The following is a 12,417-nucleotide window of genomic DNA, read 5'->3' as shown; positions in this document are numbered from 1 at the left end:
GAGTCCATCCTGAGGTGCAGGGGGTTCATGTCTGCAGGCGGGGCGATGGGCGGTGCACGAAATGGAGCAAGGGCATCCTGCCCTGTCCGGCCTTCTGGGCCACTGGCGGGGCCAAACCCACGTCGCTGCAGGCCCATGGGGGCCCGAACGCAGTGTCGACGCCGAGGTGACCTACAGCCGGGTGGCCGCGGGACTGGGCGTCGTGCAGAGCTACCGCCACGTCGAACCGGACGGCAGCCATTTTGAAGGCCACGGCATCTTCACTGTCGATCCGGTCCACAACGACGTGCTCTGGTATTACGTGGACAGTACTGGCGTGCCGCCCGGTACTGCCGCGCGCTGTACCTGGCGCCACGGCGTCCTCCGCGTTGATCGTCCCAGCGACGCCGGATGGACCCGCCACTCCCTCCTGCTCCGTGACGGTGTCCTGACCCACGTCACCGAATTGCGCTCAGTTGCCAGGGACGACGACGGCGGCACAGCAGGTGCGGAAGCAGCTGCGGATGGACGAAGCCCGGCCTACAGGCCGTTTATGCGCTCGGTCTTCCACCGGGCCTGAGGTGCTTCGACTGGCTTGAACTGCTCGCCGGGGTGTCGAGGGCCCACACTGTGAAGGAGGAGCGCTCGAGGTTCACTATGGCCAGGACTGCATCATGTTCCAACAGTCCTTCAATGGGTCTGGCGGCAGCATGAAAGGGCGCGAGTAGAACTCATCCCACAGGGGGTCATCGAGGGGGATCGATTCTGGCGTAAGGAACTTTTCCTGCGGGTCTGTGCCCAGCAATGCACTTTCCTCATGGGGAAACGCATTCAAGAGTCCCGCGGCGGGCGGCCAGTGGGTTGGTTCTGCATCCTGATGCTCTGGGTTGTAATGGCGTCCGGTGGGTGAAGTCCAGCCGGGCGGTTCGTGATTGTTGGCCGGCCCGGGTGTCCACCTGCTGTTGTGTTTGAGCCGGTGGTGCCTTGGGCACAGCTGAGCCAAATTACTTGCTCCGGTAACGCCGCCGTGTTGCCACGCTTGTAGGTGGTCGGTTTCGTTGTCGGGGGTGCGGTTGGTGCAGCCGGGGAACGTGCACTTGGCGTCGCGCAGCCTGATCCAGCGTTTGATGGTTTCGGTGAGCCGGTAGTTTTTGCGGCCGATTTCCAGTGGTGCGCCGTCGCGGGGGTCGATGAGGACCCGGTAGAACGATTCTGCCCCGTCGGCGACAAGTTTGCGGGCCATGGAGGCCGGGATCGGGCCGAAACCATCGAGCATTGCGGGTTCATCGGTCTGACCGAGCAGGGAGAATACGGGCACCATCACCAGGACGTCTGCCCGCGGGGCGGGGACCTTCCCGACCTCCGTGGATTTCCCGGTCTGTGTGGTGTTCCCAGTGCCGAGAAGCAGTGATGCGGCGATGTCGGGGCGGAGCTGGGTGAGGGTGCGGGGTTCGTCGGGGCCTTGGAGTCCGCGGGCGGTGGCGGTGGTCCGGTTCCAGAAGGCGCAGGCGGTGTCGCCGGGGAGGTAGAGGGAGACCCAGGCCATGCCATCGCGGTCGGGGGTGAATTCCATCCGCCGGTCAGCCACTCCCTTTGCGTGGCGTTTCTCGATCGACTCGGGGTGGTGGCGTTCCCGCCACCCACGGACCTTCGCCCGGAACCGGGACGGAACGAGGTCGCCGGGGGCCGCGCCACGGGCAGGCTGGGGTGCGTCGGGGTCGAAGAAATGCGCAACCAACGCAACAGCACCAGCCCCATCGAGACTCTCGGTTTCGTCCGCGACAATCCGGGCGTGCTGCCACGACATGTCCCCGGCGGACAGTGCATCGAACACCCGCGGCAGGGAACAAATCCGCCGCGACTGCTCCACGAACACCCCAGCTGCGGCAGAGCTGAGGGTCAGGACCCCGGCGATCTCCTCCACCGTCGACATCTGCGCGTAGGTGCGGTCCTGGACCGAAGCATCCGGCGGCGTCATCGCCTCCTGCAGTTCAACGGCCCGCGCAGCCTGCCGGGACTTTACCGCGGCGAGCTGCGCCTCCAGCCGGGCCATCAGCTCCAAGCCTTCCAGGCACAGCTCGTACCGGTGCTGCAGCACGTCAATATCGCCAGCCGCAGCTTTCAGCGCTGAATGTTCGAGGTTCCGGTCTTCAAGAGCGAGAGCATCAAGGGCAGCAACAGAGGTATGAACACCCTCCAACACCGCCCCAAGACCACCGCTGATTCCCATACCCACATCATCCAGCGTGGGTCTGACAATCAAGCCCCTACCGCGAAACCCCGACAGTCAAAACCGTCATGGCTCCAGCAGCCCTAAGCGCCTAGCCCCCGGCGAAGGGCGGCAGCACGTCCACGACGTCATCGGGGCCAAGGACGGTTGCCTGGTCCCGCACGGCCACCTCATTGAGCAGGAAGCTGCTCCGCGAAAGAAGCCGGGGAAACGGCGGAGTGCCCGCCGGAGGCTCCGCGCGCTCCACGGCGGCGATGGCTGCCAGCAGGTCCGCTACCGTGGCGCCCTCGGGCAGCTGGAACTTTTCTTCCTCGAAGCCGGCTGCAGCGCGCGCGGCAGCAAAATAGCGTACAAGCATCTGTGTCAGCCCCCGATGGCGCTCATGCTGCGGTCCGGCTGGACGAAGTCCGGAGCGTCAAGTCCCACGTGGTCCATGCCGTGGGCCTTTGGTTTGATCCACATGGCGTCCTGCCACCGCTGCGCCAGTTCCGCATCGGAGGCGCCCGCGCGCAGCAGGTCCAGCAGGTCGAACTCCTCGCGTGAGAACAGGCAGCTCATGATCTTGCCCTCGGCAGTAATCCTGGTGCGGCGGCAGTCGGCGCAGAACGGTTCGGTGACGGAGGCAATGATGCCCACTGTTCCCAAAACCGGGCTGTCGGTATCAGCGGAACCCGCCACCCGCCGTCGTACTTCAAACCGCTCCGCGGGGGCGCCGTCACGCGCCCGGGGATCAGGGGTGAGGTCGTAGTCCCGGGACAGCAGTCCGCGGATTTCGGCAGCGGTGATCATGTTGCGCCGCGTCCAGCCATGGTCGGCATCGAGCGGCATCTGTTCAATGAACCGCAGTTCGTACCCGCGCTCCAACGCCCACGCCAGCAGCTGTGGCGACTCGGCGTCGTTGATGCCCCGCATCAGGACCGCGTTCAGTTTGACCGGGCCAAGGCCGGCAGCCCAGGCAGCGTCGACGCCGGCCAGGACCTGGTTGAGGAACGGGCGCCGGGTCAGCTTGGTGAACGTCTCTTCATGCAGCGAGTCCAACGACACGTTGATGCGGGTCAGCCCGGCGTCCTTGAGCGCCGCCGCCTTCTTTGCCAGGCCGACGCCGTTGGTGGTCATGGAGATCGGCAGGTCCGGGTGGTTGGCCCGCAGGGCCGCGATGATGTCCACCAGGTCATGCCGGACCAAAGGCTCACCTCCGGTCAGCCGCAGTTCCCGGACGCCCAGCTGCTGCACGCCGACCTTGACGATCCGCACGATTTCCCCGGCGGACATCACCGCCTGCTTGGCGAGCCATTCCAGGCCTTCCGCCGGCATGCAGTAGGTGCAGCGGAGGTTGCACTTGTCCGTCAGGGACAGCCTCATGTCCGTGGCGCGGCGGCCATACCGGTCCGCCAGTCCCGCCGGCGCATCCGCGGGCCGTCGTGCGGGGACGCCGGGCAGCGCCGATGCTGCTTCCTCCCGCGGCTGCGGCATGCCTAGCTGGACACTCATGAATTCAGGCTACGCCACGTTGCGCCGCGCATCACACCTGTGACCGGGAGACGGAAGCACCTGGCGCATCCGGGGACATCATCCACGCGGGGAGCGCCGGCGAACCTATGCTGGAAGTTGTGAGGAGTTCCCGGCAAAAGCACGGAGCGGACGACGACGGCGCCGGCCTTGGGGAGCGTGCGGAAAGTCCCGTCCGGCACCGGGCAGTCCTACGCACCGGGGCCCGCTGGGCCGCGGCTGCCGGAATAGGTGCAGCCGCCGGCGGCGTCGCCGTGGGGGAGCTGGCGGCAGGTCTTGCCAGCCCCTCCCTTTCACCGCTGACCGCTGTGGGCGGGGCTGTCATCGATGCCGTCCCGCCCGGTGTCAAGGACTGGGCCATCGCCCTCTTCGGCACGGCGGACAAGGCCGCGCTCCTGGCGGCCATGGCGCTGGCCATTGCCGTGCTGGCCGCAGTTGCCGGCGTCCTTGAGCGCCGACAGCGGTTCGCCGGTGCCGCCGTGATGGGCATCTTCGGGCTGGCCGGCGTGGCAGCGGTCCTGACGCGGTCCCAGGTGACCCCTGCAGCCCTCGTGCTTCCGCTCCTGGCCGCGGCAGTCGCCGTCGTGCTGTTGCGTTTCCTGGCCCGGCGGCTGCAGGCGTGGGAGGACCTGGAACCTGGAGACGCAGGCCCGGAAGGCGAAGGCCCCGGCGACACAGGGCCTGCCGGAACCGGCACCGCCGCTTCCCGACGCAGTTTCCTCCAGGCCCTTGCCACCACTGCCGCGGCCACTGCTTTGGGCGGAGTGCTGGCGGGAATCTGGCGCGGCGCCGCCGCAGCGGTCAGTGAAGCCAGGGCACGCATTTCCCTTCCCCTGCCGGCGTCAGCCGCGCCGCCCATTCCCGCCGCTGCAGAGCCGGGCGTGGCCGGCATGCCGCCGCTGGTCTCCCCGAACCCGGACTTCTACCGAATCGACACAGCGCTGGCTGTCCCCGCGGTCAGCCCGGAGACGTGGGTCCTCAAAGTCACCGGACGGGTGGCCCGCGAAGTCCAGCTTTCCTTCGCCGACCTCCTTGCCAAGCCCTTGGTTGAACGCCACGTCACCATTGCCTGCGTGTCCAATGAGGTGGGCGGGGACCTGATTGGCAACGCCCGCTGGCTCGGCTGGCCGGTGCGTGAACTGCTGGCCCTGGCCGGTCCCCAGCCGGGCGCGGATATGGTCCTCTCCCGAAGCGCCGATGGCTGGACCGCCGGAACGCCGCTGGATGCCCTGACCGACGGCAGGGACGCGCTGCTTGCCGTGGGCATGAACGGTGAGCCGCTGCCGCTGGAGCACGGCTTTCCGGTGCGCCTGGTGGTCCCCGGCCTTTACGGCTATGTGTCAGCCACCAAGTGGGTCACCGAGCTCAAGGTCACCAGGTTCGCCGACGACGCCGGGTACTGGACGCCGCGGGGCTGGTCCGCGCGCGGGCCCATCAAGACGTCGTCGCGCATCGACGTGCCCCGCAGCGGGCGCCCGGTCAGCGCAGGAACCGTGGTTTTCGCCGGAGTTGCCTGGGCCCAGCACACCGGCATTGGGAAAGTGGAGCTGCGGGTCAACCGGGGACCGTGGCAGGAAGCCGAGCTGGCCCCGGGCATCTCGGTGGACACGTGGTACCAGTGGAAGCTGGCCGTCCACCTCACCCCGGGGCAGTACGAGGTCCAGGTCCGGGCCACGAACCTGTTGGGTGAACCCCAGGACGAAACGGCGCGGCCCCCGGCGCCGGACGGAGCTACGGGATTCCACACGGTTAGAGTGGACGTGAAATCCTGACGGCCGCGACCAAAGGCGTACCCATGACCAGCCACCCCCACGGCAAGGCCGAGCATGCCCGGAGCGTCGCCGCGCATGCCGCTGCCGTTGCGGAACTCCTCCAGCCGCTCCGCTCGCCGGAGCGCACGGAAGTCCTGCCGCTCACCCAGGCCCTGGGCCGCGGCCTGGTGGACCATGTCGCCGCTCCGATCAGTCTTCCCCCGTTCGCCAACTCGCAGATGGACGGGTACGCCGTCCGCTCCGGCGACCTGTCGGGCGCCGGCGCGGACCTGCGCATCGTGCCCCCGGTTCCAGCCGGGTCCAGCCCGCAGCCGCTGGCGCCCGGAACGGCCGCCCCGATCATGACCGGTGCCATGATCCCGGAGGGGGCTGACGCCGTCGTACCCATTGAAAAAGCGGTGCCGGACCGCTTCCCGGAGCCCGGCCCGGACGGCGCAGTGAACTGGAACGGCACAGTGAAACTGAACGGCACAGCGAACTGGAACGGCACAGTGAAACTGCCTGCCACCGCCCCGGGAACGTATGTCCGCGCCGCCGGCAGCGACATTGCTGCGGGGGAGCGGGCACTGGCTGCCGGTACCTGCCTGGGGCCGGCGCAGTTGGGGCTGCTCGCCGCGCTGGGCATCCCGGAAGTGACGGTTTCTAAGGCCGCCACCGTCCTGCTTGTCACCACCGGGGACGAGGTGGTGGATCCCGGCCAGGACCTTGCGCCGGGCAAGATCTACGACTCCAACGGAACCCTCCTGGAAGCCGCCATGCAGCAGGCCGGGCTGACTGTCCGGCGCACCGCCATTTCCACCGACAACCCCGCGGAGCTGCTCGCGCTGCTGCGCGCCGGGAGCCCGCGCGCGGACCTGATCGTGACCACGGGCGGGGTCAGCAAGGGCGCTTACGAGGTGGTGCGCCAGGCGATGGCAGGCCAGCCTGTCGAGTTCCTGCACGTGGCCATGCAGCCCGGTGGTCCCCAGGGAATCGGAACATTCGACGGCGTTCCCTTCCTTGGGTTCCCGGGCAATCCGGTCAGCTGCCTGGTGTCCTTTGAAATGTTCCTCCGTCCCGCCCTGTCAGCATGCCTCGGGGCGCCGGCACCGAGGCTGCCCCTGCGTGCCCGCCTGGACCAGCCCCTGGCGTCCCCCGCGCACAAGCACCAGGTCCGGCGTGGAAGCCTGCAGCCGGACGGGTCCGTGAAGCTGGAGGGCGGCGAGGGCTCGCACCTGATGCACGCGCTCGCCGGTTCCAACGTCCTGGTCCACGTTCCCGCTGGCGTAACGGAGCTCGCCGCCGGCGACGAGGTGGAAGTATGGATGTTGTGAACGCAGAACAAACCCCCGCACTGACGCACCTGCGCCAGGACGGCAGCGCCCAGATGGTGGATGTTTCCGCCAAGGCAGAAACAACCCGCGAGGCCACGGCCACCGCCACGGTCCGGACCACCCCGGAGGTGATGCGGCTCCTGGGCACCGGGGGGCTTCCCAAGGGGGACGCGCTGGCCGTCGCCCGCGTCGCCGGCATCATGGCGGCCAAGAAGACCCCGGACCTGATTCCGCTGTGCCATCCGCTGCCCCTCGCCAAAGTCACGGTCGATTTCGACCTCGGCGAAGATGCCGTCTCCATCAGCTCCACTGTCAAGACACGGGGCGTCACGGGAGTGGAAATGGAGGCCCTGACCGCCGCGTCGGTGGCGGCCCTCAGCGTCTACGACATGATCAAGGCCGTGGACAAACATGCCGTCCTGACAGACATCAAGGTGCTGGCCAAGAGTGGCGGCAAGAGCGGAGACTGGGCCCTGTGACCACCCCCCACATCCTGCATCTCCCCGAACCGCACCGGCACGGCGACGTGCAGGGGCGGAAGGCCGGCGTCGTCATCGCCTCCACCCGGGCCGCCGCCGGCATCTACGACGACGAGACCGGACCGGTCATCACCGACTGGCTCACTGAACATGGCTTCGACGTCTTCCCGGCCATGGTGGTCCCCGACGGCGATCCCGTGGGCGCCGCCATACGGGCGCTCCTCACCCAGCACCCCGCCGTCGTCATCACCAGCGGCGGCACCGGCCTCAGCCCGGACGACCGGACACCGGACGTCACCCTGCCGCTGCTGGACCGGGAAATCCCCGGCATCATGGAGGCGATTCGCCGCGCCGGCGCTGCCAAGACCCCGCTGGCTGCCCTCAGCCGGGGATATGCCGGTGCCGCCGGGCGTACCTTCATCGTGAACCTGCCCGGATCGCCCAAAGGCGTCATGGACGGGCTGACCGTCCTGGACCCGGTGATCGGACATCTTTGTGACCAGCTGGAAGGCGGACATGGGCACTGAAGCATTCGAAGTAGTGAGCGCGGTCCTGAGCGCGGAGCCCATCTCCGTGGACCAGGCAATCGCCGCAGTGGAAAGCGACACGGCCGGCGCCGTGGTCAGCTTCAGCGGCGTGGTGCGCAACCACGACGGCGGCAAGGCCGTTGAGCGCCTCAGCTACAGTGCGCACCCCACGGCGCACCAGGTGATGGCCGACGTCGTCGCGCGCCTCGTTGCCGAACAGAACGCCGAAGCAGGTGCCGGCACCGGACAGCCCGTCCGGATCTGGGCGGCGCACCGGATCGGGATGCTGGAGATCGGGGACCCCGCCCTGGTGTGCGCGGTGTCCGCCGCGCACCGCGGGCAGGCGTTCGCCGTCTGCTCCGATCTGGTGGACCGCATTAAGGAACAGGTGCCCATCTGGAAGGAACAGTTCTTCTCGGACGGCACCGTCGAATGGGTCGGCGCAGGCAGCTGACGCTGCTGCCCGGACGGCCCCCGGGTGCGAGGTAACGCACGCCATCCGGTTCCTGCCCGCACCCGTCCCGCCGGTAGGGTTAATGCCATGACCGAACAACACTCCGTTCCCAAGCTGGTGGCCGTCCTTGGTGCCAATGGACGCATGGGCGCCGAGGCCGTCAAGGCCATCGACGCCGCGCCCGACATGAAGCTCGTTGCAGCCCTGGGACGGGGTGACTCGCTGGAGCAGCTGGCAGCCTCAGGTGCCCGGTACGTGGTGGACCTGACGGTTCCCGAAAGCACCGAAGCGAACGTCCGCTTCGCCGTCGAGCACGGCATCCACGCCGTGGTGGGAACCACCGGCTGGGACACGGGGCGGCTGTCCGCCCTGGAATCCCTGCTGGCAGCGCACCCGGAGACCGGCGTTCTCATCGCCCCCAACTTCGCCCTGGGCTCGGTGCTGGCCTCTGCCTTCGCCGCGAAGGCGTCCAAATACTTCGAATCGGTGGAGATCATCGAGCTGCACCATCCGGACAAGGTGGACGCCCCTTCCGGCACCGCAGTCCGCACCGCTGAGCTGATCGCCGCCGAACGCCGGGCAGCGCAGGTGCCGCCCAGCCCGGATGCCACCACCAGTGAACGTGCCGGCGCCCGCGGCTGTGAGGTGGACGGCGTCCGGGTCCACAGTGTCCGGCTTCGCGGCCTCGTGGCACACCAGGAAGTCCTCCTGGGTGGCCCGGGCGAACAACTGACCCTCCGCCACGATTCCTTCGACCGCGCCTCGTTCATGCCCGGCGTGCTCCTGGGCCTGCGCAACGTTGCCGCACACCCGGGGCTGACCTTCGGCCTGGACGGCTACCTGGACCTGGGGCTCTAAGCCGTGAACGGGCTCCTTGCCGGCTTCCGGAAGAACCGCACCAAGATCTGGGTGGGCGCTGTGACGCTGCTGCTGGTCTTCTACCTGGTGGTGTCGTTCCAACGCTCACTCCTGCTCCTGACGGACAGCAACCTCACGGCCAAGGCCATCGGCGCCGCCTACCTGGTGCTGCCTGTGGTGGGTGCCTGGGCCCTGATCCGCGAGCTGATGTTCGGTGCCCGCACCGAGCAGATGGCCAAGGTCCTGGAAGCCGAAGGCGGGCTGCCCGTCGATGAGCTTCCGCGCACGCCGGGCGGCCGGATCGTCCGGGCCGCGGCGGACGCTGAATTCGAAAAGTACCGGGCCGAAGCCGAGGCCGCTCCCGATGACTGGCGTTCCTGGTTCCGCCTCAGCTGTGCCTACGACGCGGCCGGCGACCGCAAACGTGCGCGGGCGTCCATGCGTGACGCCGTGAAGCTCTTCACCGCCGCCTCCTGATACCGGCCTGCGCCAGCCCTGCTCCCGCAGGCCCCGCGCTCCGCGGCCTCCTGCGCCGTTTAGTGCGATGGGCATTTCTGCCCATCGCAGTCCGTTGCCGTCCGCGGTAGGTTTTATTTAGTAAAGACTCTTTAGCTTTGGGGGAAAGCATGAGGTTGGCCATGTCCATGCCGCGGGCGTGGGCCAGCTGTACCCCAGGCCCTCTCCCCGGGCAGCCGCACCCATCCCTGCCACGCACCAGCGCTCCCTTGCCGCGTGCCGGGAAGCCGGAGGCTGCCTGATGCTGCACGCACCCCACCCTTGAACCGCCCGCACACCTGCACCCGTGCACCCAAGAACCCGCACCTTTGGACAGAAGGACCATCCATGAGCCACCCGAATTTCCCCAACCCATCGCAGAGCGGGCCGTCCGCTCCGCCCATTCCGCCGGCCCCGTCCACCTTCGGCGGACAATCCACGTTTGAGGGGCACTACCCCGGAGCTCCGCAGGGGGATTACCAGCCGGGGCCCCACGGCAGCGGCCCCTACCCGGACGGTCCCCGGAAGTCGTTCATGACAACCTGGATCCTTTCGCTGCTGCTGGGTACCTTCGGCGCGGACCGCTTCTACCTTGGCAAGATCGGCTCGGGCATCGCCAAGCTCCTGACGGCCGGCGGCCTCGGCATCTGGGCCATCGTGGACCTGATCATCACCTTGACCGGAAACACCAGGGACAAGGATGGCCGCCCGCTTGAGGGCTACCCGGAGAACAAGAAGAAGGCCTGGATCATCACCGGCGTCGTCTGGCTCATCAGCATCATCACCGGAATCCTGCTGACCATCATGTCCGTCGCCATGATCGGAGCTGCCCTCGACAACCGGAAGCTCCCCGTATCTCCCGAGCTTCCGTCGGCCTCGCAGGCAGCGCCCAACCCGTCACGTGGAACAACCCCGTCGAACGGAGCCGCTCCGTCCAGTGGCGCCGACGCCGGTGCAAACTCCTTCGTTGCCACCGTGTCCGAAGGCAACACTGTCAAGATCAGCGTCCTCGATTCCATCTACACGGCCGAAATCCCGGGCATGACCTACATGCAGCCGAAGAACGGCGGTTTCCTCGCGGTCAAGGTGTCCTGGGAGACGCTGACCGGAAGCAGCTTCTCCAGCCCCTCGAATTTCAAGGTCTACGACGCCGAGGGCAAAGAGGGCGAACTGGTCTATCTTGACGATGGCATGGGCGCCCTGCCCACCGACGAGGTCGGTGCCGGCGATGTCCGCCAGGGCGTCATTGCGTTTGATGTGAAGAAGGGCCCCACCCAGGTTGTTGTCAACGATGACTTCGGCGACAAGACGGCCACCTTCACCCTGACCCCGCAGTAGCAGCCGGCGCACTGCAGCCGGTTTCAGAACGAAACCCGCGGCCCCACTTTCCGGTGGGGGCGCGGGTTCTTTTTCATTCCAGAGCGGGGGCGAAGCCGGGCCAGGCGAGGTGGATTGCCTTGGTTCAGGAGAGGGCCTTGAAGCCGCCCCGGCCCACCACGGCCGCCGCATGGCCCGCCCATTCCAGCGGGCCGCGCCAGGACAGCCGCGCAAAGACAATGCCAACAGTGATGGCAGTGGCCGCCTGGGCAAAGTACATCCCGTCCTCCGTCCAGCCGGCGGGCAGGGGTTTCAGATAGAAGCTGGACACCACCCAGACGTGCACTGTGTACAGGGTCAGCGTCATGGCGCCGGCCCCGCGCAGCGGAAGCAGCAGGTCCAGGTCCACCCACTGCGCGAGGCGCCCCAGCAGCAGGCAGGCGCCAATGACTGCCGCCGCCACTGCCGAGGTGTGCAGCAGGTCAAGCGGAGTTCCCGAGTGCGGTGCGGCCGATGCCAGCCACCACCAGGAGCCCTCCTGGGGGATACCTGTCAGGTTGACCTGCAGCACGCTGCCCAGAGGATACCCCGGGGAATTGAGGACCTTTTCCAGCGCTGCCAGGCCGCCCCAGTCCTCCATGGCCGCTGCCCCCAGGGCCTTGGCTGCCACGGCCACCACCGTTCCGGCCGCCAGCAGCAATATGGGAACCAGTGCCTTGGTGAGGACCAGGCGCCCGATCACCAGCCCCACCAGCAGGTAGGACAGCCACTGGAACACAGGGTAGTAGCCGGTAAAGAACACATCCGCGAGCAGCCGGGCAGGTGTTCCGAGGTCTTCCCAGCCCGGGTTGTGGCCCAGCTTCAGGGGAGGCTCAGGGGCAAGGAGCCAGGGCCGCATGAGGTATGCCAGCACTGGCGAGGCAAGGATCCAGCCACCGGCCCAGGCGCACAGCGGCTTCACGCCAAGCCCCAGGAAGGGGAGGATGCACAGGAACAGCACGGCGTAGTGGACCAGGATAATGGCCACGTTCACCTCCAGGCCGCCCAGGGTAAGTCCGACGGCGGCAATCACCAGGGCGCGCAGCGCCACACCGCGCCGGGCGGCGGAGAGCCCGGGTCCTGCCAGCGGCTTGTCCTTCCCGGTGGACAGGGCAAGTCCCACGCCGGCCAGCACGGCGAAGAGGGCGGCGGCGCGTCCCGAGAAGGTGAGGCCAATCCAGGTTGGCGTGAGGTTTGCATTCGATTCGAACGTCGGCAGCAGGTGGGTGGCCATCATGCCCAGCAACGCCACGCCGCGGGCGGCATCGATGCCCCGGAGGCGCCCCGGCTGTTGCCTGCCTGGGGCCTTGCGGGACCGGGTGGCCGGGCTACGGGACGTCATGACCAGATCGTCTCACATGCTGCTCCTGAGTCGCTTGTGACAGCGGGCGCCAGCGGTGCCCGGAGCGCCAGCATCCCTTGTATTCGAATATATGTTCGAATAG

At 67.9% G+C, this 12,417-nt stretch carries 13 protein-coding genes; 9 read left to right on the top strand and 4 right to left on the bottom strand.

Translation table 11 applies throughout. The features are described 5' to 3' along the window. Positions 1–61: 61 nt before the first annotated feature. Positions 62–559, top strand: coding sequence for a DUF1579 family protein (locus AB0280_RS12885; protein ID WP_307492959.1), 498 nt, complete (start codon positions 62–64; stop codon positions 557–559). A gap of 75 nt (positions 560–634) precedes the next feature. Here the strand turns inward: AB0280_RS12885 and AB0280_RS12880 are convergent, their stop codons facing one another. The 3 genes from AB0280_RS12880 to moaA form a co-directional block, all read right to left on the bottom strand. Beyond that, entirely contained in the window at positions 635–2,209 is a 1,575-nt protein-coding gene (locus AB0280_RS12880) for an HNH endonuclease signature motif containing protein (RefSeq protein ID WP_307492957.1), read from the bottom strand. Between the two features lie 91 nt (positions 2,210–2,300). Further along, positions 2,301–2,567: a MoaD/ThiS family protein gene (locus AB0280_RS12875; protein ID WP_307492955.1), complete on the bottom strand. Its 267-nt coding sequence runs from the start codon at positions 2,565–2,567 to the stop codon at positions 2,301–2,303. A gap of 5 nt (positions 2,568–2,572) precedes the next feature. Next, positions 2,573–3,700, bottom strand: coding sequence for a GTP 3',8-cyclase MoaA (gene moaA, locus AB0280_RS12870; protein ID WP_307492953.1), 1,128 nt, complete (start codon positions 3,698–3,700; stop codon positions 2,573–2,575). 119 nt (positions 3,701–3,819) lie between these two features. On the opposite strand from moaA, the gene AB0280_RS12865 reads away from it, so the two are divergent. From AB0280_RS12865 to AB0280_RS12830, 8 genes are all read left to right on the top strand, one after another. Continuing rightward, positions 3,820–5,490, top strand: coding sequence for a molybdopterin-dependent oxidoreductase (locus tag AB0280_RS12865; RefSeq protein WP_425328614.1), 1,671 nt, complete (start codon positions 3,820–3,822; stop codon positions 5,488–5,490). A gap of 23 nt (positions 5,491–5,513) precedes the next feature. Then, positions 5,514–6,803, top strand: a complete 1,290-nt coding sequence (gene glp / locus AB0280_RS12860; protein WP_366367422.1) for a gephyrin-like molybdotransferase Glp — start codon at positions 5,514–5,516, stop codon at positions 6,801–6,803. Then, the gene (gene moaC, locus AB0280_RS12855; RefSeq protein WP_224025601.1) at positions 6,791–7,282 is read left to right on the top strand and encodes a cyclic pyranopterin monophosphate synthase MoaC; all 492 of its coding nucleotides are present in this window, start codon (positions 6,791–6,793) and stop codon (positions 7,280–7,282) included. Before glp ends, moaC begins: the two co-directional genes overlap by 13 nt. Next, positions 7,279–7,809, top strand: a complete 531-nt coding sequence (locus tag AB0280_RS12850) for a MogA/MoaB family molybdenum cofactor biosynthesis protein (protein WP_159632338.1) — start codon at positions 7,279–7,281, stop codon at positions 7,807–7,809. Before moaC ends, AB0280_RS12850 begins: the two co-directional genes overlap by 4 nt. Next, complete coding sequence (locus AB0280_RS12845; RefSeq protein WP_159632337.1) at positions 7,799–8,263, top strand: molybdenum cofactor biosynthesis protein MoaE; 465 nt, start codon at positions 7,799–7,801, stop codon at positions 8,261–8,263. Before AB0280_RS12850 ends, AB0280_RS12845 begins: the two co-directional genes overlap by 11 nt. 87 nt (positions 8,264–8,350) lie before the next feature. Continuing rightward, positions 8,351–9,121, top strand: coding sequence for a 4-hydroxy-tetrahydrodipicolinate reductase (gene dapB, locus AB0280_RS12840; RefSeq protein ID WP_224025602.1), 771 nt, complete (start codon positions 8,351–8,353; stop codon positions 9,119–9,121). A gap of 3 nt (positions 9,122–9,124) precedes the next feature. Next, a complete protein-coding gene (locus AB0280_RS12835; protein WP_159632335.1) occupies positions 9,125–9,598 on the top strand; it encodes a hypothetical protein in 474 nt (157 codons plus the stop codon). Positions 9,599–9,964: 366 nt separating this feature from the next. Next, the gene (locus AB0280_RS12830; protein ID WP_275180317.1) at positions 9,965–10,954 is read left to right on the top strand and encodes a TM2 domain-containing protein; all 990 of its coding nucleotides are present in this window, start codon (positions 9,965–9,967) and stop codon (positions 10,952–10,954) included. 124 nt (positions 10,955–11,078) lie between these two features. On the opposite strand, the gene AB0280_RS12825 is transcribed toward AB0280_RS12830, so the two are convergent. Continuing rightward, the gene (locus AB0280_RS12825) at positions 11,079–12,314 is read right to left on the bottom strand and encodes a heparan-alpha-glucosaminide N-acetyltransferase domain-containing protein (RefSeq protein WP_366367419.1); all 1,236 of its coding nucleotides are present in this window, start codon (positions 12,312–12,314) and stop codon (positions 11,079–11,081) included. Positions 12,315–12,417: the final 103 nt, after the last annotated feature.

The sequence above is a fragment of the Pseudarthrobacter sp. 902506025 genome, assembly GCF_040702325.1.
Taxonomy (GTDB): Bacteria; Actinomycetota; Actinomycetes; order Actinomycetales; family Micrococcaceae; genus Arthrobacter.
This window is presented reverse-complemented; position numbering and strand designations above follow the sequence as displayed.